Source organism: Candidatus Flexifilum breve (assembly GCF_016713355.1).
The window spans coordinates 818,781-842,003 of record NZ_JADJPI010000035.1 but is presented as its reverse complement, the minus strand read 5'-3'; the positions used below and the strand labels follow the sequence as shown (position 1 = coordinate 842,003).

The 23,223-nt window shown below is 61.8% G+C and carries 20 protein-coding genes and 1 pseudogene; 17 read left to right on the top strand and 4 right to left on the bottom strand.

Features of this window, described 5'->3' with window-relative positions:
* Positions 1–34: 34 nt before the first annotated feature.
* Genes mbhE through mnhG form a run of 6 tightly spaced genes read left to right on the top strand, consistent with a single transcriptional unit; the run spans position 35 to position 5,817 of the window.
* A complete protein-coding gene (mbhE, locus tag IPK17_RS26605; protein WP_343420721.1) occupies positions 35–2,857 on the top strand; it encodes a hydrogen gas-evolving membrane-bound hydrogenase subunit E in 2,823 nt (940 codons plus the stop codon).
* A complete protein-coding gene (locus tag IPK17_RS26600; protein WP_343420720.1) occupies positions 2,854–3,192 on the top strand; it encodes a sodium:proton antiporter in 339 nt (112 codons plus the stop codon). Before mbhE ends, IPK17_RS26600 begins: the two co-directional genes overlap by 4 nt.
* A gap of 6 nt (positions 3,193–3,198) precedes the next feature.
* Entirely contained in the window at positions 3,199–4,689 is a 1,491-nt protein-coding gene (locus tag IPK17_RS26595; RefSeq protein WP_343420719.1) for a complex I subunit 5 family protein, read from the top strand.
* A 3-nt stretch (positions 4,690–4,692) separates the two neighbouring features.
* Positions 4,693–5,193 carry a Na+/H+ antiporter subunit E gene (locus IPK17_RS26590; RefSeq protein ID WP_343420718.1) on the top strand — a complete coding sequence of 167 codons (501 nt, stop codon included), beginning with the start codon at positions 4,693–4,695 and terminating at the stop codon, positions 5,191–5,193.
* Positions 5,186–5,461 (top strand): MrpF/PhaF family protein, encoded by a 276-nt coding sequence (locus IPK17_RS26585; RefSeq protein WP_343420717.1) that lies wholly within the window; start codon positions 5,186–5,188, stop codon positions 5,459–5,461. Before IPK17_RS26590 ends, IPK17_RS26585 begins: the two co-directional genes overlap by 8 nt.
* On the top strand, positions 5,461–5,817 hold the full coding sequence (gene mnhG / locus IPK17_RS26580; protein WP_343420716.1) for a monovalent cation/H(+) antiporter subunit G: 357 nt from the start codon (positions 5,461–5,463) through the stop codon (positions 5,815–5,817). Before IPK17_RS26585 ends, mnhG begins: the two co-directional genes overlap by 1 nt.
* A gap of 69 nt (positions 5,818–5,886) precedes the next feature.
* Here mnhG and IPK17_RS26575 read toward each other — a convergent pair whose 3' ends face one another.
* The 3 genes from IPK17_RS26575 to lysA form a co-directional block, all read right to left on the bottom strand.
* Positions 5,887–6,807 (bottom strand): carbohydrate kinase family protein, encoded by a 921-nt coding sequence (locus IPK17_RS26575; protein WP_343420715.1) that lies wholly within the window; start codon positions 6,805–6,807, stop codon positions 5,887–5,889.
* Positions 6,804–8,168, bottom strand: coding sequence for a family 4 glycosyl hydrolase (locus IPK17_RS26570; protein WP_343420714.1), 1,365 nt, complete (start codon positions 8,166–8,168; stop codon positions 6,804–6,806). Before IPK17_RS26570 ends, IPK17_RS26575 begins: the two co-directional genes overlap by 4 nt.
* A 91-nt stretch (positions 8,169–8,259) precedes the next feature.
* The gene (gene lysA / locus IPK17_RS26565) at positions 8,260–9,516 is read right to left on the bottom strand and encodes a diaminopimelate decarboxylase (RefSeq protein ID WP_343420713.1); all 1,257 of its coding nucleotides are present in this window, start codon (positions 9,514–9,516) and stop codon (positions 8,260–8,262) included.
* A 113-nt stretch (positions 9,517–9,629) separates the two neighbouring features.
* Here lysA and IPK17_RS26560 point away from each other — a divergent pair, with 113 nt between their 5' ends.
* The 5 genes from IPK17_RS26560 (at position 9,630) to IPK17_RS26540 (ending at position 13,897) form a co-directional block, all read left to right on the top strand.
* Positions 9,630–10,235: a VOC family protein gene (locus IPK17_RS26560; RefSeq protein ID WP_343420712.1), complete on the top strand. Its 606-nt coding sequence runs from the start codon at positions 9,630–9,632 to the stop codon at positions 10,233–10,235.
* Between the two features lie 56 nt (positions 10,236–10,291).
* Complete coding sequence (gene mgrA, locus IPK17_RS26555; protein WP_343420711.1) at positions 10,292–11,284, top strand: L-glyceraldehyde 3-phosphate reductase; 993 nt, start codon at positions 10,292–10,294, stop codon at positions 11,282–11,284.
* Between the two features lie 134 nt (positions 11,285–11,418).
* Positions 11,419–11,607: a Nif11 family protein gene (locus tag IPK17_RS26550; protein WP_343420710.1), complete on the top strand. Its 189-nt coding sequence runs from the start codon at positions 11,419–11,421 to the stop codon at positions 11,605–11,607.
* Positions 11,608–11,723: 116 nt separating this feature from the next.
* Positions 11,724–12,731 carry an SRPBCC family protein gene (locus IPK17_RS26545; RefSeq protein ID WP_343420709.1) on the top strand — a complete coding sequence of 336 codons (1,008 nt, stop codon included), beginning with the start codon at positions 11,724–11,726 and terminating at the stop codon, positions 12,729–12,731.
* Positions 12,728–13,897, top strand: coding sequence for a zinc-dependent alcohol dehydrogenase (locus IPK17_RS26540; RefSeq protein ID WP_343420708.1), 1,170 nt, complete (start codon positions 12,728–12,730; stop codon positions 13,895–13,897). The genes IPK17_RS26545 and IPK17_RS26540 overlap by 4 nt, the downstream gene beginning before the upstream one ends.
* 122 nt (positions 13,898–14,019) lie before the next feature.
* Here the strand turns inward: IPK17_RS26540 and IPK17_RS26535 are convergent, their stop codons facing one another.
* Positions 14,020–15,081 (bottom strand): response regulator, encoded by a 1,062-nt coding sequence (locus tag IPK17_RS26535; protein WP_343420707.1) that lies wholly within the window; start codon positions 15,079–15,081, stop codon positions 14,020–14,022.
* An 81-nt stretch (positions 15,082–15,162) separates the two neighbouring features.
* On the opposite strand from IPK17_RS26535, the gene IPK17_RS26530 reads away from it, so the two are divergent.
* From IPK17_RS26530 to IPK17_RS26505, 6 genes and pseudogenes are all read left to right on the top strand, one after another.
* Complete coding sequence (locus tag IPK17_RS26530) at positions 15,163–16,251, top strand: sugar ABC transporter substrate-binding protein (protein WP_343420706.1); 1,089 nt, start codon at positions 15,163–15,165, stop codon at positions 16,249–16,251.
* Positions 16,244–17,476, top strand: coding sequence for a sugar ABC transporter permease (locus tag IPK17_RS26525; RefSeq protein ID WP_343420705.1), 1,233 nt, complete (start codon positions 16,244–16,246; stop codon positions 17,474–17,476). The genes IPK17_RS26530 and IPK17_RS26525 overlap by 8 nt, the downstream gene beginning before the upstream one ends.
* Positions 17,477–17,518: 42 nt before the next feature.
* The gene (locus IPK17_RS26520) at positions 17,519–19,129 is read left to right on the top strand and encodes an ATP-binding cassette domain-containing protein (protein ID WP_343420704.1); all 1,611 of its coding nucleotides are present in this window, start codon (positions 17,519–17,521) and stop codon (positions 19,127–19,129) included.
* Positions 19,130–19,142: 13 nt separating this feature from the next.
* Positions 19,143–20,267, top strand: coding sequence for a M24 family metallopeptidase (locus IPK17_RS26515; RefSeq protein ID WP_343420703.1), 1,125 nt, complete (start codon positions 19,143–19,145; stop codon positions 20,265–20,267).
* Between the two features lie 8 nt (positions 20,268–20,275).
* Positions 20,276–21,235 (top strand): NAD-dependent epimerase/dehydratase family protein, encoded by a 960-nt coding sequence (locus tag IPK17_RS26510; RefSeq protein WP_343420702.1) that lies wholly within the window; start codon positions 20,276–20,278, stop codon positions 21,233–21,235.
* A gap of 15 nt (positions 21,236–21,250) precedes the next feature.
* Positions 21,251–23,218 (top strand): annotated as a pseudogene (locus IPK17_RS26505) (YjhG/YagF family D-xylonate dehydratase); the annotation flags it as partial.
* Positions 23,219–23,223 lie beyond the last annotated feature (5 nt).

Sequence of the window (23,223 nt, the reverse complement as noted above, 5' to 3'; positions counted from 1 at the left end):
TCTCCTGTATGCCATTCTAGGGAGTAACACCAGCTTGAAAGCAACCCTTAGCGGCGAAACTTCAGCCACACCCGACCGTATTGCGAAAACACCCCTCGCTTGGATCGTTTCCGCGCTCACCGCGCTCCTGTTCCTCTATTTGTTCTCGTATCTGCCGACGATCACCGCCAGCGGCGCCATCCAATGGAGCGTCCCCTGGGTTCCCGACCTCGGCCTCACGCTCGCACTGTACCTCGATGGGCTGGCGCTTCTGTTTGCGCTCATCATCGTCGGCATCGGCGCGGTCGTCGCGCTCTATGCGGGCTACTACCTTGACAGTTCGCGCGAACTCAACCGCTTCTACGGGCTGCTGTTCGCGTTTATGGCGTCGATGCTGGCACTGGTTGTCGCGGGCAACGTCTTGACGTTGTTCATCGCTTGGGAACTGACGAGCATCATCTCCTTTCTGCTGATCAGCTTTCACGGCGACGAGTCGGAGGCGGCGCGGGCTGGTGCGCTGCGGGCGCTGATCATCACGGGCGGCGGTGGGCTGGCGCTCCTCGCCGGACTAGCGCTCATGAGTGCCGCCGCGGGTACGACTGACCTCAGCCAGATCCTGAGCGGATCGGCCTTACAGGATCATCCGTGGTACAGCGCCTTCACAGTGCTGATCTTCTTGGGCTGCTTTAGCAAAAGCGCCCAATTCCCGCTGCATTTCTGGCTGCCCGGCGCGATGTCTGCGCCGTCACCCGCCAGCGCCTACCTGCATTCGGCGACGATGGTCAAGGCGGGCATTTACCTGCTGCTGCGTCTGTCACCCGCGCTCAGTGGGACGCCGCTCTGGGATAACGGCTTGATGATCGTGGGGCTGGCGACGCTGCTGATCGGCGCGGCCCTCGCACTGCGGCAGTATGATCTGAAAGGCGCGCTCGCTTATTCAACCGTGAGCCAATTGGGGGTGCTGGTCGCGCTGATCGGCCTCCCGCATGGGGCAGGGCTGGAAGCGGCCTTGATCGGCATCCTGGCGCACAGCCTGTACAAAGCGACCCTGTTCCTCACGGCGGGCGCGATTGATCACTCGGCGGGCACGCGCGACCTGCGCCAGCTCGGCGGGTTAGCCTCGGCGCTGCCCGGCTGGGCGGTCGTCGCGGCGCTGGCAGGCTTGTCGATGGCGGGGATTCCGCCGCTGCTCGGCTTTGTCGCCAAGGAAGTCCTGCTCGATACGCTGCTGGAAACGCCGCTCGCGCTCATCGTCGTGGTCGCCAGCGCGGCGCTCACCGTGACGATGGCGCTGATCTTCGTGTGGGATGTCTTCCTCGGCAAGCCGCGCGCGGCACAGCACGTGCACGAACCCGCATGGGGACTTCTGGTCGGCCCCGCGGTGCTGGCGGGCGGTGCGTTGATCGCCGGGTTGGGTCTTGATTGGCTCATCAACCCGCTGATTTCCCCGGCGCTTGAACACGAGGCGCATCTGGCGTTGTGGCATGGTTTCAACACGCCGTTTCTGCTCAGCCTGACCGCGATTGCGCTCGGCGTCGGTGTGTTCGCGTTCCGCCACCGTTGGCGCGCATGGTCGGTCAATCTGCCCAATGCATCGGAAGGCTACACCGCGGCAGTCGGCGCGGTTGAGAAGGTCGGTGATCTGGTACTGCGCACGCAGCACGGTCGACTGCGCCATTACCTGTTCGTGATCCTCGGCGCGGTGACGCTGCTGCAGTTGAGCGCCGGGTTCTCGCATGTGACCGGGTTCGAACTGCAATGTGATGGCGAAAACGATCTGCTGCGCGGTCTGCTGCTCTTCCTCGCCCTAGGCACGATGATCGGCAGCATCTTCATCAAACGGCACATGATGGCGGCGCTGGTGCTTGGCGTGGCGGGTTACAGCGTCGGCGGTTTGTTCCTGCTGGAACCCGCGCCGGATGTGGCGCTCGTGCAGTTTATGGTCGAGACATTGGGTACGGTGCTCATCATCATCATGTTGAGCAAGATCAATGCGCCACAGCGCGAAGCCGCCATGAACGACCTGTGGAAGCAATCGCGGCTGACGCTGTATCGCGATATCGCGCTCTCAGCGTTGATCGGGGTGGGGGTCGCCCTATTCTGCGTCGCGGCGATCAACAACCGCGCCATCGCGCAGACGATCACCACGTGGCATCTCGAAAACGCCGTGCCGCTGCTCGGCTTTTCCGATGTGGTCGGCGCGATTGTGACCGATTTCCGCGGTATGGACACGATCATCGAAATCACGGTGTTCAGCGTGGCGGCGCTTGGCGTGCTCACGCTGCTGGCCAAACCGAGTCCCGGCGGTGTTATCCCCAAGCGTATCAGCGCGGCGCGACCGAGTCCGCGTCTGCGCATCTTCAAATTAGGGGCGGCGCCAGACGAACCAGTCGATGTGCAGCATGCACAAGACGATGAGGGAGAGGACTTGGCGTTTGAGTCACGCTTCTCGACTCCGCTCACGCGCACAATTGCCCAATTGGTGCTGCCTTTCGCGATTATCGTGGCGTTGTCGCAGTTGTTTTATGGTGGCGAAGCGCCTGGTGACGGCTTCACCGCGGGCGTGATCAGCGGCCTCGGCGTGACCCTGTGGTACGTTGTCTTCGGCTACCGCGAGTCCCAACGGCGCTTGGGGTGGCTCAAGCCGCGCTACCTGATCGGCGCGGGACTGATCCTCGTGATTGTCAACGCGGCCTCGCCCATGCTCTCCGGCCTCGCGTTTGCGGCGCATGTCAACTTTGACCAAATTCACCTGCCCGCAGATTTGCACTTATCCACAACGTTTCTGTACGAGACTGGCATATTCTTAACCGTATTGGGATGTACGAGTACGGTGATGGAAGCTATCACGTATCCGAAGGAAATTGAACCGCTATGAACGTGATTTTTGCACTGGCTACCGGGTTGATGTTCGCCATTGGCGTCTTTCAACTGCTGCGCCGTGACATGATCAAGGCGGCGATGGGCTTCTACATCCTGTTCACCGCGATCAACCTGTTCTTTTTCGCCGTCGGCGCGTTCAATGGTCAGGTACCCGCCTATGCGGGCAACCTCAGCGAAGGTACGCCGAGCGACCCGCTGGTACAGGCGCTCATCCTCACGGCCATCGTCATCAGCTTCGGTTCGTACGCCATCCTGCTCGGCTTGATCGCGACCTCGGCGCGCCGCTACAAGACTGCCGACCTCGATACGCTCGACAACCTGAAGGGCTAGGGCGACGTGACTCCGAACAACCCACTCGTCCTCACCCCGATCTTCTTCCCGCTGTTCGCCGCGGCGCTGTGCGTCTTCTTCGCGCACTTCCGCCGCGTACAGCGCATCATCGGTGTGAGCGCGACCATCCTCGCGTGGTTGGGCAGTCTGTCGGTGCTGGCGCTCAACTGGGTCGATGGTCTGCAGCTCTACCGTCTCGGCGGTTACATGCCCCCCTATGGGATCGTGCTCGCTCCCGACATGCTCTCCGCGATTTTCACGGCGATGGCCTCAACCGTCGTCATGGGCGGCGCGATCTATATTCTGGGCTGCCGCGATAAGTGTGTGAGCTATCCGGCGTTCATGCCGTTGTACTTGTGCATGGCGGCGGGTCTGCATGGTGCATTTTACACAGGTGACATTTTCACGCTGTTCGTCTTTCAGGAACTGATGATCATGTCGTCGGTGGTGCTGGTGGGCATCTCCGACAATCGCCTCGGCGTGGAAGCGGCCATCAAGTACCTGCTGATCAGCGCGATGGGTTCGCTGTTTCTGCTGCTCGGCATCGGCGCGATCTACGCCTCGTTCGGCACGCTGACGCTGGCTGACATCGCCCGCCTGCTCGAAGGCGGCGACCGTCCGCTCCTCGCGCAGACCGCCGCCGTCATGCTGATGTGCGCCTTCCTGCTCAAGAGCGCGGTCTTCCCGTTCCACTTCTGGCAGCCAGATTTCCACACCGCCGCGCCGACGCCTGTGCATGCGGTGCTGTCGTCGGTGGTCGTGAAGGTCGGCGTGTACGGCCTCATCCGCTTGACCATGCTGATGTTCATCGCGGAAGCACCGCTCGTGCGGACGCTGCTCCTCGTGCTCGGCATCATCGGCATCTTCTTTGGCAGCCTCGGCGCGCTCCGCACCTACGATGCGAAGCGCATGCTCGCGTATTCCACGTTCGGGCAAATCGGCTTCATCCTGCTGGGGATTGGCTGGGGTACACCGCTCGCCTTGATCGGTGCGATTGTCTACGCGGTCAACCACGCGTTCATCAAGTCGTCGCTGCTGATGATCACCGGGGCGCTGGCCAGTCGCATGCCGAACAAGTCGGCCAAGCTGGTCGATATCGGCGGGGCAGGGCGCAGTTTCAAATTGATGGGCGGGCTGTATCTGCTCGGCGGGCTGGCGCTCGCGGGCGTGCCCCCGATGAACGGCTTCATCAGCAAACTCGCGATTATTCGCGGCGGCATTGATGCGCAAAGCTGGCTTTTGCTCGGTCTTGCCATCGCCGCGGGCCTGATCACGTTGATGTATGTGGTGCGCACATGGCAGCACGTGTTCCAGCGCAACCCGGCAGATCAACTGCACCTGAAACCCTACGGCGATAGTCTGGTCGCCCCGGTGCTGCTGGTCGGTTTATGTGTGTTGTTCGGCTTGTTCGCGGTGCCGGTGGTGCAGGCCGCGACCATTGCCGTGACGCGGTTGAGTGACCCTCAGAGTTACATCCGTGCGGTGTTAGGAGGCTGAATCATGTTGGCGACGCTCTTGCTGGCTGTTCCCCTGGCGGGAATTTGGATGGTTGTGACCTCAAACCTGTCCCTCGAAAGTTTTTTCGTCGGTGCGGTGCTTGGGATTGCGATCCAACTGCTGCTGCGCACCGAACGCAAGACCGTCGAGGTGAAGCGTCTGCCCGATCAACTGATGGCGCTGGTCGTCTATGTGGTGACGCTGGCGCGTGATGTCATCCTGTGCAGCATCGGCGTGGCTCGCCTTGTGTTAAGCCCCAATATGCCAATCAACCCCGGCATTCTCGCCGTCCCGACGCAGGATGCGCACGAAAATGATGCGATTGCCGCGTTCAGCGCGCATGGCATTACGCTGACCCCCGGCGAACTCGTCATGGACTTTGAAGGCGGCCACACAATGTTCGTGCACTGCCTCGACGTGCATGCCTCGGCACAGAGCGCGCCCGATCAGCAGACGGCGCGTCTCAAGCTGCTGCGCCGCATCATGGGAGCCGCGCATGAGTAGTGTTGTGTCGTTGGGCGTGCATGGCGCGCTGGTCGCGCTGATTCTGCTCCTGATCCCTTGCATTTACCGCTTGTGGAAAGGGCCGAGCGCCGCCGAACGTTTGCAGGTGATCGACACGATCACCACCCTTTTGATCGGGATCATCGTCGTGCTTGCGGTTATTCGCGGCGATGTGATGTTTGTCGATATTGCAATTGCTCTCGCGGCGTTCGGCTTCATTGGGACGCTGGCAGTGGCGCGGTACATCTCGGAGAAAAGGACCTTCTGATGGAAATTCTCGGCTTGATCATCCTCTGGATCGGCATTGGCTTCAGTGCAGTAGGCATTCTCGGCCTGCTGCGTCTGCCCGATATGTACACTCGTTTGCACGCGTCCGGCAAAGTCTCGACCGTCGGGCTGATCGCGCTGCTGCTCGGCGCAGCTCTCCTCATGCCGTCGACGCTCTTGAAAGTCGTCGCACTGGCGCTGTTCGCCATGCTGACGCTGCCCGTGAGCACGCATGCAATTGCGCTGGCTGGCTACCGTTCCGGCGTGCGTATGAGCTGGTTTGTGCGTGATGACCTGAAGCACCGCGAAACGGTCATCGACGCCGTCGAACTCGCTGAAGAACGCTCCGCCGCCTAAATTCGTAGACTCATCAGGGCTGCACCTCAGCCGCTAGCCAGAAGCCGCTGAGGTGCATAAGTCCCTGCGTTAATCCGCGTATTGCCCCAACGCCGTTTCCACCGCTTCCCGACATGGCGCGCTCTGCGCCCCGCCGTAACCAAGCGTTGACAGCCCACCGCACACGTTCCCCTGCCGCAGACAGCCGATGCCATCGCAACCCGTGAGATGCGCCGCGAGATAGCCCGCGTTGAAGGCATCGCCCGCGCCCGTGGTATCCAACGGCGTGACCGGGAGGGCGGGTACATGATAATTCCCCGTCTTATCCCACAGCCACGCGCCGTTCGCCCCATCTTTTACGACCAGTTGGGTTACGAAATCACGCAGTCTAAACGCCGCTTCTTCGAGCGTGGCCGTTTCGGTGAGGCGCTGTGCCTCGGACGCGTTCGGCATGAACAGATCGATCTGCTGAAGTGTTTCGCGCACCAATGGCGAATCGAGCCTGTGCGGGCGGTGCTGGCAGTCCATCGCGATCTGAATGCCGCGCGCGCGCCATTCGGCAAATAGTGCGGGTAGGCGCGCGTCCAGCGTCAAACCGGGGAAATGGATCAGGCGCGGCTGCACTTGCTCGACCGCCTTCTGTAACTGCGGAATCGTATCCACGCGGGGGTCGTTGTAGGTGAGGAAGGCGCGATCCTGCGGGTAGGACATGGCGACGGTGATGCGCCGGAACGGTTCATCCCGCCGCACGACCAGCGACAGATCGATGCCGCGCTCGGTCAGCCATTCGGCGATCAGGCGGCTGGCGAAATCAGTGCCGAACACGCCGACCCAGCCCGTCGTCAATCCGAGATTGCGCAGACCCATCATCGTGTTAATTGCGCCGCCGCCGGGCACGAGCTGCATATCCTTCGCGTAAATCTCCGACCCCAGTGTGGGCAGTTCCGGCATCCCTGTGAAGATCAGATCACAGTAGTAATTTCCGGTGAGCAGCACATCGACGTGATTCACTGCCACTCCCCGACGAGATCGCGATGGGCTTCGAGGAAGGCGCTGACCAGCTTTTCTGCCAGCGGATACGAGCCGATCAGCGGATGGACGGCGAGGGCTTCGACCGCGAGTTCTTTCGATCGGGCGAGAATGGCGCGCGCGGCGAAGCGTTCGTACTGCTTGACAATGCGCATGAGCAGGTACTGCGGTTCAGGCACGGCACCGATCTTGACCGGGCGCACACCTGCCGCGTCAATCCAACAGCTCACCTCGACGACATCATCGTCCTGCAAGCCGTCAATCGTCCCGTTGTTGGGCACGTTCAACCCGGTATAGAGCGGGGTATTGGTTGCAATCGCCTCGACGCAGCCCAGCGCAACCGCGGCGTAACCCTCATCATCCTGCTCGATGGGTTCGAGTGTGGGGCGGGGCGCGTCGTGCCGGGCGTGTGCCATGTAGGTTGCACCGCGCTGTCCCATGACCGTCTGCCAGATGAGGATCGCCTCGTGCGGGTCGGTGGCCGCCGCTAACTGGCGCAGCAGGTCGTTGGTCAGGCGTTCGACTTCCTCACCGCGCGTTTCCGGCTTTTTGAGCAGCGCGGCCAGCGCTTCGTCGCGGTGATAGAAGTAGTGCAGATACTCGTTGAGGAACGAGCCAAGCCAGCGGCGCAGTCCGGGCGCGAACATCGACATGTGCGTGGAGGCGACAAATTGCTCGTTATTGAGCAGGCCGGGCAGTACTTCTTCGCCCGTGCCGCCATGCCCGTCGATTTGTACCGAGCGCGTCCACGACAGGTGATTCAGCCCGTAGACCTCGTGATACACGCGGCGGAGCGGAACACCAAGGTAGCGGCTGGCGGCGTGCTGCGCGCCATTCGCGCTGTCGCAAATGCCGATCACGCGCTCAATGCCCGCGTAGTGCAGCCCCTGCGCGACCAGTCCCGCCGGATTGGTGAAGTTGTACAACCACGCGTTCGGCGCGCCGATCTCTGCGATTAGGTGCGCATAGTCAAGAATGGCGGGCAGGCTGCGCATCGCCATGGCAAAGCCGCCCGCGCCCGTCGTTTCCTGACCGAGTACGCCGTGCTGAAAGGCGATCCGCTCGTCCAGCGCGCGGCCATGTTCCAGACCGGGGCGAATTGACGTGATGACGTGCTGCGCGCCGCGTACTGCTTCCCGCGCGTCGGTCGTGAACATCAGCTTGAACGGCGCATTGAACTGCCGCGCGAGCGTTTCGCACAGGCCGCCCATCAGTCGGAGCTTATCCGGCGCGTTGTCCATCAACCACACTTCATGCAAATCGAGCTTGGCCGCGCGGCGCACGAGGGAGGGAATCAAGCGGGGCGTGCGGACGCTGCCTCCGCCAATAATCGCGAGTTTCATGATCTATCCGATCGCTACATCAACCGGGCGGTGCTTATAACTCTCCCATGAGCGGATTACAAGAGACGCGGTCAGACATGTCCGGAGGGCTTTACAGTCGCACGCTATCTGCCGGGAAGTTGAGTGTGGCGAAGTAATCATCGACCGTTTCGGCGCGGCGAATCCGCTTGATTGAGCCATCGGCGCAGAGCAGCAGTTCCTGCGGGCGCAAGCGTCCATTATAGTTGAACCCCATCGCGTGACCGTGCGCCCCGGTATCATGGATGACGAGCAGGTCACCCGGTTCGACCTGTGGCAGGTCGCGCTGCACGGCGAATTTGTCGTTGTTCTCGCACAGCGACCCGACGACGTCGACGGTTTCGGTCGGCTGATTGGACTTGCCATGCACATGGATGTGATGATACGCGCCATACATGCCGGGGCGCATCAACGCCGACATGCTGGCATCCACACCCACATACGTGCGATAGGTTTCTTTGCGGTTGATGACGCGGGTGACGAGCACACCATGACCGCCGGTCATGTAGCGCCCGCTCTCCATGTAGAGACGCGGTGTATACCCGTGCTTGCCGCGGAACGCGGCGAACAGCGCCGTGATTTCGGTGCTGAGCGCCGCAAGTTCGAGCGGCTGATCCTCGGGGCGGTAGGGGAGGCCGAAACCGCCGCCAATGTTGATAAATTCGAAGCGCACGCCGAGCGCCGCGCTCAGCGACTCGATCAGTTCGAGCAGCATAGCGGCGGTTTGCACTAGATAGGCATAGTTGCGCTCGTTGGAGATGATCATCGTGTGCAGGCCAAAACGCTGAATACCCATGTCCCGCGCGTGCTGGTAGGCGGGAAGTAACTGCTCGTGCTTGATGCCGAACTTGGCCTCAAGCGGGTTGCCGATGATCGCGTTGCCCGTGCGCCGCGCGCCGGGGTTGTAGCGGAAGCAGATCAATTCGGGCGCAGCGGGTAAGTTATCCAGCAGACCGATGCTATCCAGGTTGAGGATGCAGCCACCCTGATCAAACGCGGCGGTGAATTCGGCGGCGCTCGTATTGTTCGATGTGAACATGATGTCCTCGTTCCATGCGCCCACACCCCGGCTGAGAATGAGTTCAGGGACGGAACTGCAATCGAAGCCGAAGCCGAGATCCCGCATGATGCTCAAAATCGCCGGGTTGGGCAGCGCCTTGACCGCGAAGTATTCGCGAAAGCTGTCGATCGCGGCGAAAGCTGCCTTGAGTGCCGCTCCCGTCTCCCGAATGCCGATCTCATCGTACAAGTGAAAGGGCGTGCCGAAGTGAGCGGCGATCTCCGGTAAAATCGGCGCAAGACGCTGATCAAAGGCGGGCGACATGGGCATAACAGTCAATCCTTCACACGGGGTAAGCGTCCCCATTGTCGCTCATTTGCCGCTCACTGTGCAGGTTCAAAATAGGGTTAGAAATCGACAGCAAACAGACTAAGGGTATGACCATGAAGAAAATTCAGACGCAGGGCGTCCACCATATCACCATGATCGGGGCAGATCGCCAGACGAGTATCGACTTCTGGGAAGGCGTCATGGGCATGCCGTTCATTTTCGAGCAGCCGAATCTCGACGTGCCCGCCGAAAGTCACTTGTACTTCGACCCCGGCGATGGGCGGCTAATCACGGTGTTCACCAACGAGAACCGCAAGCCGGATGCGTCGCGTAACCCGGAAGGCATCGGTAACCTGCATCATCTGGCCTTCAGCGTGTCCCGCGCCACCTACACGCAGATCGTCAAGCGGCTGGACGAGCGCGGCATCAGCCATACCGGATTTGTCGACCGCGGTTTTATGGACTCGATCTACTTCCGTGATCCCCTCGGTCAGTTGATCGAGTGCGCGTGTTACAAGTTCGAGCCGCCGTCCGGGACGACGCATGCGCAGGTCTTATTCGAAGCGCACAAGCTGCGCGTCGCCCGCGGCGACCATCACATCGCGGATGAGCATCTGGCCGATGCAATCGAACTGCTGCTGCAGCGCCAGCAGGGTACGCTCTCAACGGACACCACGCCGAAAGACCCGTACACCGAAAAGCCGCCCGTGTGGGATTAGCCGCTCGACTCGCGCTACACTCGACGCGGTGCTTCACTCTATGGATAGGAGCTGTCATGGCTTATCAAGCCGTTAAAGAGCGTTATGATCACATGCAGTACCGCCGCACGGGACGCTGGGGTTTGAAGCTCCCTGCCGTGTCGCTCGGTCTGTGGCATAACTTCGGTGGCGTGGATTCACTCGAAACCGCGCGCGCCCTGATTCACCGCTCGTTTGACCTCGGCATCACGCATTTTGACCTCGCCAACAACTATGGGCCGCCGCCCGGTTCAGCAGAAGAGAACTTTGGGCGCATCCTTGCGCAGGATTTGCGGCCGTATCGCGACGAATTGATCATCTCGTCGAAGGCGGGCTATCACATGTGGGCAGGGCCGTACGGCGACTGGGGATCGCGCAAGTACCTGATCGCCAGCCTCGACCAGAGCCTCAAGCGCATGGGGTTGGAGTACGTCGACATCTTCTACAGTCACCGGATGGACCCGAACACGCCGCTCGACGAAACCATGGGCGCGCTCGATCATCTGGTGCGGCAGGGTAAGGCGCTGTATGTGGGTATCTCCAACTACAGCGCGGAGAAAACCCGCGAGGCCGCGCAGATTTTGCACCAGCTCGGCACGCCGTGCCTGATCCATCAGCCGCGCTATCACATGTTTGACCGCTGGGTTGAGCCGGATTTGCTGCGCGTGCTCGGCGAAGAGGGGATCGGCTGTATTGTGTTCTCGCCGCTGGCACAGGGCTTACTGACAGATCGCTATCTACATGAGATTCCTGAGGGATCGCGGGCGTCGAAGGCGCATGGTTTCCTGCGTCCCGCCCATATCACCGACGAAAAACTCGCCAAAGTCCGCCGGTTGCATGATCTGGCGTTGGCGCGCGGCCAATCACTGGCGCAGATGGCGGTCGCGTGGGTGCTGCGCCATCCGGGCATGACCTCGGCGCTGATCGGCGCGAGCAGCGTCCAGCAGGTCGAAGCTAACGTCGCCGCGCTCAACAACCTGAGCTTCAGCGACGACGAACTCGCGCAGATTGAGGCGATTCTCGCGGGTTAACGAGTCCGTGTGGGAGGCGGGGCAGCGACCTCGCCTCCGGTGTATGAATTTCATGCAAAATTACGTTGACGGGATCGGGCTTCGCCCGTACGATGCAGCTATCGTAAATTAGTGTTTGGGTTGAGGATAAAACGATGTCGCTAGCGGATGCCCGCCAGTTTGTAACCGAAGTCGAAGTGAACCCCGACCTGCGGGCGTGGGTCGCCGCTGCGCACTGGGACATGGCGGTCGTGTTTGACGCGGCGGCGCAACTCAACCTCTCGTTTACGGAAGACGAGTTGAGCACGGCGCTGGATCAACTGTGGGGCATCCTCGGCGAATAAAGCCCATACGGGTCATTGGGGGTAGCAAAGAGTAATCGGCAAGTTACTTTACGCGACTTGTAATAATCCTTATGCTTACTGTTCAGTTCGTACAGTCAAGCAAAGGACGACGGCGAATGACCACCCTCGATACGCAGCGGCGCACGGTGCCTGAGGCACAATTCCAGCGCCTGCTTCCCCCACCCGATGAAATGGAACGCAGCCCCGCCGAAGTGACAGATCAGCGGCTCGGTTGGCTGCTCGGTGTGCTGAGTATCGCCCTCGGCGTGACGAATCTCGCCGTGCCCCGTGAAGTGGCTCGCTTTATCGGCGTGCGCGACGACCTCCAGACACAGACGGCTCTGCGCGTGGTTGGCGCGCGCGAAATCGCCGCCGGAATCGGGCTGTTCCGCCAGCCGAAGCCTTCGGGTTGGGCCTGGGCGCGCGTCATGGGCGACGCGATGGATCTCACCTTGTTGAGTAATGCCACCCCACGGCGGCGCGGTGATTGGGCGCGCAACCGCGCGGCGGCGCTCGCCTTGCTCGGTATCACCGTGCTCGACCTGTACAGCGCGGTCCGCCTGAGCCGTGAGACGATCGCGGATGTGGCGCAGCCGCAGTATATCCGCGTCAAGAAGAGCATCACCATTAACCGCCCGGTCAACGAGGTCTACGCTTTCTGGCACAATTTCGAGAATCTGCCGCGCTTCATGAGCCATTTGGAGGAGGTCCATGTCACCGGGATCAACCGCTCGCACTGGAAGGCGAAAGCGCCAGCCGGTCGTTCGGTCGAGTGGAATGCTGAAGTCACGCAGGATGTGCCCAACGAGCGCATCTCGTGGCGATCACTGGACGATGCCGACATTCCCAATTCGGGCACGGTCGAATTTCGCTTCGCCCCCGGCGACCGCGGCACGGAAGTGCATGTCGAACTGTACTACCAGTCGCCCGCGGGCAAAGTCGGAGTGACGCTGGCCAAAATGTTTGGCGAAGAGCCGGGCATTCAGGTGGCCGATGATCTGCGCGCCTTGAAACAGGTATTGGAGACCGGAGAAGTGCTGGCCGCCGACGGTGCGGAACTCGGTAAACGCTTTGCGCAGCGTCCCGCGCAGCCCCGTAAAGATGAATCTGAAGGTGACCGATGAAGGCGGTGAGTTGGCAGGGCCGACAGTCTGTTCAAGTGGACACGGTGCCCGATCCGCAAATCCTCAATGACCGCGATGCAATTGTGAAGATCACTTCGACCGCCATCTGCGGGTCGGATTTGCACCTGTATAACGGCTTCGTTCCCGGCATGATCAAGGGCGATATCCTCGGTCATGAGTTCATGGGCGAGGTGGTGGAGGTCGGACGCGGGGTCGGCAATCTGAAAGTTGGCGACCGGGTCGTCGTGCCGTTCCCGATCGCGTGTGGGAACTGTACGGCGTGTCAGGCGGAAGCCTACTCGCTTTGCGAGAACTCGAACCCAAACGCATGGATGGTTGAACCGATCTGGGGACATGCGACGGCGGGATTTTTCGGCTACTCGCATCTGGCGGGCGGCTACGCGGGCGGTCAAGCCGAGTTTGCGCGCGTGCCGTTTGCGGATGTCGGGCCGCTCAAAGTGCCGAGCAATCTCACCGACGAACAGGTGCTGTTCCTTTCCGACATCTTCCCGACCGGGTACATGGGGGCCGAGATGTGCAACATCCAGCGCGGCGATGTGATCGCCGTGTGGGGCGCGGGGCCAGTCGGGCAGTTTGCCGCCAAGAGCGCGCTTATGCTCGGCGCAGAGCGGGTGATCGTGATCGACCGCTTCGAAGACCGCTTGCGCATGGCGCGGGAGAAAGTCGGCGCGGAGACGATCCACTATGAGCAGGCCAATGTGCTCGAAGCGCTCAAAGAGCTGACGGGCGGGCGCGGGCCGGACTCCGTGATCGATGCGGTGGGCATGGAGGCGCATGGTCACGGGCCGTTGTACGCGTATGACAAGGTCGCGCAGACGACCAAGATGACGACGGATCGCCCGGTGGCACTGCGCGAGGCGATTCTCGCCTGTAAGAACGGCGGCACCGTCTCGGTGATCGGCGTGTACAGCGGCATCATCGACAAGTTCCCGATGGGCGCGGTCATGAACCGCTCGCTGACGATCAAGACCGGGCAGACGCACGTCCATCGGTATATGCGCCCGCTGCTCGACCGGATCGAGCGCGGCGAAATCGATCCGAGCTTTGTCGTCACGCACACCATGCGCCTCGACGATGCGGCGCTGGGTTACGATAAGTTCCTCAATAAAGAGGATGGCTGTGTGAAAGTCGTGCTCAAGCCGTAAACTATAGACACCTCAACCCAAGAATCTGATGGTTCCTTGCCCTTCTCCCAATGGAGAGGGGCAGTTGAGCGCAGAGAAACGGGGTGAGGTCGCTGTTGCCTCGGGCAATACTTCCCCTGCAACTACGCATACATATTCACATCTTCGAGGATTTGGCGCAGCGCCGCGCTGTCGAGGTTCTTCTTGTCAAGGAAGGCTGATGCGCCCGCCGCCAGCCCTTCGCGATGAAATTCGCTGTCCGGGTAGGCGCTGAACAGCAGAATGCGCGAGGTCGGCGAAATCTTGGTCACCCGCTGCACGCACTGAATGCCGTTCTCATCGCCGAGCACCACGTCGATGAGGATGAGGCGCGGGCGATGCTGCCCGGCCAACTGCACCGCGCGCCCGGTGTTATCGGCTTCCAGAATCTGCACCTGATCGTTGATCGACAACACCATGCGTGAGAGTTGTTGACGGTAACGCTCGTTATCGTCCACAATCAGCATGGTCTGTTTGCTGCGCGGTATGAAGCGGGTATCGGGCGCAGGCGGGAGCGTCGACGGGCTGAGGCCGAGCAGTTCCGGGTGCTGAATGATGTAGTTGACCGCTTCCAACCGACTGCGCACATCAAGCAAACGGTATAATCCGGTCAGGTGGTTTTCGACGGTTTTGATGCTCAGGTCGAGCTGCGCGGCGATGTGATAATTGTCCAGCCCTTTATAGAGCAGATGCAGCATTTCGCGCTGGCGTCCGGTGAGCTTGGGCAGTTCCGCCTCGACAACGGGCGGCGGCGCTTGATCGAGGCGTTCGAGCAGACGGCTGGAGACCCAGCGCTCGCCTGCCATGACGCGTTGAATGGCGAGGCGTAAATCGCTGAGCGGCTGATCTTTGAGGTGATAGCCGTTGGCGCCGAGCTGGAGCAGCCCCTGAACATAGATGTCGTCATCATACGCGCTGACGATGAGGATTTTCATGGCTGGGAACTGTTTGCGAATCTCCTTGACGGCGGCAAACGGTTCAAAGCTGGGCATCGTCACGTCGATGAGCAGGCAGTCGGCGCTGAACTGGCGGAGCGCGGCGAACAGCGTCGGGCCGGAATCGACCTCGGCGATGATGGTGAAGTCGGTGCTGCCGCTCAGGGCATTGCGAATGCCCGCGCGCACGATTGCGTGATCATCCGCTAAAATCAGAGTTGTTTTCGCCATAAAGCGTGCCAATAGCATAATTTTGACGCCTGATTCAAGCATAACATAGCACGCTAGACCAATCAAACGCGGGGAACACCCATGAAGCTTATCCAACGCTGGCTCGGACTGTTCACGCTCACGCTGCTGATGAGCACCACAGCGGTGACCGCGCAAACGGCCATTGATATCGCCGTGCTCCTGCCGGACAGCACGAGTTCCGCGCGCTGGGAGCATGACGACCGCCGCTTCCTGACGGCGGCCTTTGAGGCCGCCAATGTCACCTACTCAATTGTGAATGCGGAAGGGGATCGGCAGACGCAGATCGCGCAGGCCGAACAGGCAATCACCAATGGCGCGCGGGTGCTGCTCTTCGTCAATCTGGACGGGGGGAGCGGCGCGGCGATCATCGCGAAGGCGCATGAGGCGGGCGTGCTAGTCATCGACTATGACCGCCTGACGACGCAGGGCGAAGGCGCGGATTACTATGTCAGCTTTGACAGCGTGGAAGTCGGGCGGTTGATTGGCGAAGGGTTGATCGCGGCGGTGGAAACGGCGCAACCCACCGGGTCGATCAGCGCCGTGCCGAAGATCGCGATTTTGAATGGTTCCCCGACCGACAACAACGCCCGCTTGCTGGCTGAGGGCTATCATGCGGTGCTGCGTCCGCTGTTCGAGGCGGGGACATGGGAACTCGCCGCCGAACAGGATGTGCCGGACTGGGACAATCAGCAGGCATTGATCATCTTCGAGCAGATGCAAACGAATAATCCGGACATCGACGCGGCGATAGCCGCCAATGACGGCTTGGCGCAGGCGATGATCGCCGCGCGCATGAACGCCGGGCTGCCGTTCATCCCCCTCACCGGACAGGATGCGACCGTCGGTGGGATCCAGAATGTGCTGGCAGGACGGCAAAGCCTGACGGTTTACAAGCCGATTGAGGTGGTGGCAGAAGCAGCAGCGGCGCTGGCGGTGGCGCTGGTGCGCGGCGACAACCCCAACAGTCTGATCAACGGGACGACGATGGTGGGGACGAGCGAAATCCCCTCGGTGCTGCTGCACGTGATCACAGTTACATCGAACAATGTTGCTGCTACGGTGATCGCCGATGGCTTCCGCACATGGGCCGAAGTGTGCGTTGGCGAATTCGTGCCTTTCTGCCCGGCGGAGGCGCGCCCCAATGGTTGAACAGACCCAGTTGCCAAGCGCGCCGACTCTGTTCGGCGGCGTGATCAACTTTGGGCGCGGCTATGTGCGGCGCTTGTCTTCGGGTGATCTCGGCGGACTGCCGATCTTCGTCGGCCTCATCATCATGACCATCATCTTTCAGGCGCAGAATGGGAACTTCCTCACGCCGCGCAACATGGTCAACCTGATTTTGCAGATGGCGGGTACCACCATGATCGCCTATGGCATGGTGTTCGTGCTGCTGCTCGGCGAAATCGACCTGTCCGTCGGTTATGTGAGCGCGGTCGGCGGGGTGACGGTCGCCATTCTGCTGAGCGACGCGAACGCGGGCTGGACGTGGCCGCTGGCGATTCCGCTGGCGCTGCTCATCACAGCGGGCATCGGCCTGCTGCAAGGACTGATCATCACGTTGTTTCGCGTGCCGTCGTTCATCGTCACGCTGGCGGGGCTGCTGGCCTGGAATGGGGTCGTGCTGCGCCTCGTTGGGCGTGGCGGCACGGTGATCATTCAGGATCCATTTGTGGTCGGCATTGCCAATTCCTACCTGCCGCCGGAGACGCTGTGGGGCTGGGTGGTCGTCGTGATCTTCGTGCTCGGCTACGCCGCGACGCAAACTGTGCAGTACCTGACGCGGCGCACGCGCGGGTTGAGCACGCGCCCCCTCCCGGTGATCGCCGCGCAGATCGTGCTGCTCGGTGGGTTGGGCGCGGTGGTGGTCGCCGTGTGCAATCAGGATCGCGGGCTGCCGGTGGTCGGCGTTCTGCTGCTGATCACGGGCGTGCTGCTCACGCTGCTGGCCAAGAACACGCGCTTTGGTCGCTTTGTGTATGCGGTCGGCGGAAATGCGGAAGCGGCGCGGCGCGCCGGCCTGAATGTCAACCGCATCCGCGTGACCGTGTTTGTGCTGGCGAGCATGCTGGCGGGGTTGGGCGGCATTATCCTCGCGTCACGCTTGCGTTCGGTCGATACGCGGGCGGGCAGCGGCAACCTGCTGCTGAATGTGGTCGCCGCCGCGGTGATTGGCGGGACGAGCCTGTTCGGCGGACGTGGGCGGGTGTCGAGCGCCATCTGGGGCGCGCTGATCATCGCCAGCCTCGAAAATGGCATGGGGTTGCTCAACGTGGAGGCGGGCGACAAGTACATCATCACGGGGATTGTGCTGCTCCTCGCGGTGATCATCGATTCACTTTCACGGCGGCGACAGCAGCAGTCCGGGCTGGCTTGAGGTACAATGACACCGTCCGTTAGTTACTGATTTTTGGCGAATATGCAGCCTGTTTTACAGGTCACTCAACTCACTAAACGTTTTGGCACGCTGGAAGTCCTGCGCAGCATTTCCTTTGCGGTGGAACGCGGTGCGGTCGTCGGCCTCGCCGGGCTGAGCGGGTCGGGCAAGTCGGTGATCGCGCAGATCCTCGCCGGGTTGATTCCGCCGACGAGCGGCAGCGTGACCTGCGTCGGACGACCGATCTCGTCGGCGGTGATGGCACAGCGGCTGGGCATCGAAGTCATCCACCAGAACCCCATTCTGGTCGACAATCTCGATATCACGACCAACATCTTCCTCGGTCATGAAGTGTACTGGCAGGGGGTCGGACGGTGGCTGCGGATTCCGCATCACGCGCGCATGGACGAGATCGCGCACGGCGTGCTCGACGATCTCGGGGTGGAGTTTCCCTCGCTCGAAGAACTCGTGGTTAACGTGACCGCCGAACAGCGGCAGATGATCGCCATCGCGCGGGCGATTGTGCGCGACGCCCCGGTGATCATCATCGACGAGCCGACCGTGCTGCTCAGCTTCAACTATCAGCAGCGGCTGCTCTCGCTGGTGCAGCGCTGGCATCAGGCGGGCAAGACGATCATCTTCAGCAGCACCAATCTCGATCATTTGTCGGCCATTACGGACCGCGTGTTCGTGCTGCGCGAAGGTCAGCTCGTTGGGGAGTACAACACTGATCAGATGACACGCGAACAGGTGGTCGCAGGCATGGTCGGTCAGCTTGATCAAGTGCCGCGCATCACACCCGTGATCTGGGCGCTGGACAGCTATTACCGCGCGCGCGAAAAGGTCGACCAACTGTATCGCCAGACGCGCTTGCTGGAACGTAACCTCGTCGCGCAGGGAACAATCAATCAGGACTTGCTGACGCAGCTCACCGAACAGGTCAAGTCGCTGGATCGGGCGAACGTGGCCTTGCAGGACGCGCAGCGCCGTCTGCTGACCGAACGCGAGGAAGAGCGGCGGCATCTGGCGCGCGAACTACACGATCAAGTGATTCAGGATCTGCTCACGGCCAACTACCAGATCGAAGAAATTACGTCGATGGTGGAGACATCGCTCCTCGTGCAGGAGCGGCTCGGCGATGTGCGCGAATCAATTCGCGATATGATCGACGCTATCCGGCAGATTTGCGGCAATCTGCGCCCGCCCACCATCGACAGCCTCGGCTTGTCGGCGGCGCTCCAGTCGTATGTGCGGACGTGGGCAAAGCGCACCGGGATCACGGCGGATTTGCAGTTGACGCCGCAGATTGGCCGCCTGCCGGAAGCCACCGAACTATCGATCTTCCGTATCGTGCAGGAGAGCCTGAACAACGTCTACCGCCATTCCGAGGCAACGCGGGTCGAAATTCACCTTGAACACACGTCGCCGCGCACGCTGATGATCTCGATTGCTGACGACGGCAAGGGGCTCGCGCATAACTTTGACCTCGCCGAAGCGTCCGCCAGCGGCCACTACGGGCTGCTCGGCATCAGCGAGCGGGTAGCGCTGCTGAGTGGTCATCTGCGCCTGCAGAACTGGCAGAATGGCGGCATGCTGCTGCAAGTCGAAATACCGCATCCGCGAGTGGAAATGAACCTGGATACAGCTACCTGAAAAGGATGAATCGATGACCTATGATCGTGAACGCGACGCGCGGTTACGGGCGAGCATGGCGGATGCGGGGTTGGATGCCGTGCTGGCGTATCGCGTCGAAGAAGTGCTGCTGACGACGGGCGAGTGTCCGTATCTGGGCGTTACGCTGTGCCTGTACCCGCGTGTGGGTACGCCCATCGTGTACACCATGCCGACCGAACCGCCTGACCTGATGCCGCCGCACGTCGAGAAGCGTCTGTACCCCAACCGTGACGAACTGCGCGAGCTGATCGCCGCCGATGTGCGCGCACTCGGCCTGGAAAAAGTCGGCTATTCGCAGGAGATGGGGCTGCACGCGCTCGGTGGGTGGATTCCCGAGGGCGGCCCGTTTGCGACGCCGCACATCGCCGCGCTGCTCGGCGCGGTCGGCACGCCGAAGGATTTCTTCGTCGCGCAGTTCATGCACAAGACCGAATACGACATCCAGAAGCTGCTGCTGACCAACCAGATTGCTGCCATCGGCATTCGGCGCTTCTTCGAACTCTTGGAGCCGGGGCGCACCGAAGCAGATATCGCGTCGCGGGTCGAAGCGTCGATTCACCGCATGACGGGCAAGCTCGGGTGTAAGGTGGCGCGGGGCTGGGCGGCGGTGCAGGCTGCGCACAATACGTTCAATGCGGGCGGGGCGAGCCGCTCCTCCGGCTATACGCTCAAATATGGCGACATTGTGCTGCTCGAACTCGGCACGATGGTCGATGGTTACTACAGCGATTTGACGCGCACGCGCGTGATCGGCACGCCGACGCCGGAGCAGACCGCCTTAATTGCGGCGGCACGGACAGCGCAGCGCGCGGCGCTCGACTCGATTCGCGCTGGTGTGGCGTATGCGACGGTCGACGCGGCGGCGCATGCCTCAATGGATGTCAGCGGTTTTGGCGCAGGCTTCACCCATGTCACCGGGCATCACGTCGGTTTCCGCTATCACGACTATGGCCCGACCCTGAATTCGGCCACATCTGCGATTTTGGAAGCGGGCAACTGCCTGACCGTTGAGCCGGGCGCGTATGGCGCGCAGTTCAACGGCGGCTGCCGCTTTGAAGATAACGTCGCCGTCACCGTCGATGGCTTCCGCTTTTTGTCACCCTACGAACTCATCTAGGAGCAGCCATGTCCAACTCAGTCTACCTCGTCACCGGATCCATGGGCTTCATCGGCGCATGGACACTGTATCACCTCGTCAAGCAGGGCAAGACGGCGGTCAGCTATGACCTGAGCGAGCGCCGGGATCGTGTGAACTTGCTGCTCACACCCGAAGAACAGGCGGCGATCCGCTTTGTCACGGGGGACCTGACCAATACGGAACACGTCATCCAGACGCTGACCGAGCACAAGGTCACGCACATCATTCACTTAGGGGCGCTGCAAGTGCCGCTGGTGCGGGCCAACCCGATTGTTGGCGCACAGGTCAATGTAGTCGGTACGGCGAATCTGCTGGACGGCGCGAAGCGGCTCGGCATCCCGCACATCGTGTACGCCTCGTCAATCGCCGTCTACGGCGCGGTCGACAAGTACCCGCCGGGACTGATTCAACTGGATGCGCCGCTCGACCCGCACACGTTGTACGGCGTGTACAAGCAGGCGAACGAACTGGCGGCGCGGGTGTACTGGGAAGAATACAAGCTGACATCGACGGCGCTGCGCCCATATACGGTCTATGGGGTGGGGCGCGACCAAGGGCTGACCAGTGAGCCGACCAAGGCGATGCTGGCCGTCGCGGCGGGCAAGCCGTACCACCTGACCTTTGGCGGCGTGTGCCAGTACCAACTGGGGTCGGATGTGGCGCAGCAGTTCATCGCCGCGGCGGAGAACCCACTGGGCGGGGCGTATGTGTTCAATCTCGGCGGCACGCCGACGCACATGCGCGAAATTGTGGACTTGATCAAGCAAGCGCGCCCAGCCGCCGAGGTGACGTTTGACGACAAACAGCTTCCGTTCCCGCAGGGCTTCGACGATGCGCCGCTGCGTCAACACTTCGCTACGGTCTACGAAACGCCGCTGGCCGCTGGTATCCGCGCGACGATTGAACATTTTGAACGGTGCTTGGCCGATGGTCGGCTCCAAGCCTAACAGGAAAATCTGCACATGACACAACCCACACTGGACATGATTCTCGGCGGCGCTTTTGCCGACACCCGAACCAAAGGCGAAGGCGCGGCGGGCGCGCTGCCTCTCACCGCGGAGATGCTGCTGAATGAGCCGAGCGGCAACCTGTTCGGATTGACGCAGGCCACGGCGATGGGCTGGAATCCCGAAGAGGTCGGGCATGACCAGTATGTGATCGTCAGCACGCACGGCGGGCTGCGGGCGGAAGATGGCAGCGCCGTCGCGCTCGGTTTGCACACCGGGCACTGGGAAGTCAATCTGCTGGTGCGCGAAGCGGCCAAAACGTTCAAAGCGAACGAAGCGGTGCCTTTCGCCATGTACGTGACCGATCCATGTGATGGACGGTCGCAGGGCACCGATGGCATGATGGACAGCCTCGCGTACCGTAACGATGGGGCACTCGTCGCCCGCCGCTTGATTCGCTCGCTGCCCACGCGCGATGGCGTGATGGGCATCGGCACATGTGACAAAGGTTTGCCCGCCATGATGCTGGCGCTGGCCGGGTTTGGTAACATGCCGGGGATCATTGTGCCGGGTGGGGTGACGCTGCCCGCGATTGATGCCGAGGACGCGGGGCAAATCCAGACGATTGGCGCTCGCTTCGCGCAGGGCATCATCAGCCTCGATTACGCGCAGACGATGGGCTGCCGCGCGTGTGGATCAGGCGGCGGGGGCTGCCAGTTTCTTGGCACGGCGGCCACCTCGCAGGTGGTCGCGGAAGGCTTTGGCTTGACGCTGCCGCACAGCGCGTTGAGTCCATCTGGCGAACCGATCTGGCTGGATATGGCGCGGCGGTCAGCGTTGGCCTTGCTGCGGCTTAAAGCGAATCGTCAGTTGCTCGGCCACATTTTGACCGCGCGTTCGCTCGAGAATGCCATGCTCGTGCATGCCGCCTTCGGTGGTTCGACCAATCTGTTACTCCACATCCCGGCAATTGCGCAGCAGGCCGGCCTGCGTCCGCCCACCGTCGAGGATTGGCAGCGGATCAACGCCAGCACGCCGCGTCTCGTCGACGCGCTCCCGAACGGGCCGCGCAACTTCCCAACGGTGCAGGTCTTCATGGCGGGCGGCGTGCCGGAAGTCATGCTGCATTTGCGGCGCATGGGTCTGCTCAACACTGATGTACTCACGGTCAGCGGGGAAAAGCTCGACGCCGTGCTTGACTGGTGGGAGGCGAGTGAACGACGGCAGGTGGTGCGCGCGCAGTTGGCCGCGGCTGATCAGGTTGACCCGGATCAGATCATTATGGATGCTGACACCGCACGGCGGAATGGCTTGACGAGTACGGTGATCTTCCCGGTGGGCAACCTCGCGCCGCAGGGATCGGTCGTCAAGGCAACCAGCATCGACCCGCGCCGGGTCGACGCGGATCAGGTTTTCCGGCATCGCGGGACGGCGCGCGTGTTCACATCGGAGCCGGCGGCGATTCAGGCAGTCAAGGCGCGGATCGTGCAGCCCGGCGACATCATGGTGCTAATCGGCTTGGGGCCGCTCGGCACGGGCATGGTCGAAACTGCGCAGATCACATCAGCGCTCAAATATCTGGACTGGGGCAAGTACGTCTCGCTGCTCACCGATGGCCGCTTCTCCGGCTTTTCGACCGGGGCGTGCATCGGGCATGTGGGGCCGGAAGCGCTGGCGGGCGGCGCGATTGGCAAGGTACGCGACGGCGATACCATCGAGATTGTATTGGATCGGCGCGACCTGACCGGGTCGGTTCAGTTGGTCGCTACACCCGAACACGGCGAACTCACGCCGGAAGCCGGGGCGCTGGTCTTGGCTTTACGTCCGACGCACCCCGATCTGCGCCCACACCCGCGCCTACCGGATGACACACGCTTATGGGCGGCGCTGCAAGCCGTGAGCGGCGGCACGTGGGCGGGCTGCATCTATGACGTGGATCGCATCATCGAGGTGCTGCAAGCAGGGGTGGCGGCGCTGGCGAGGTCAAA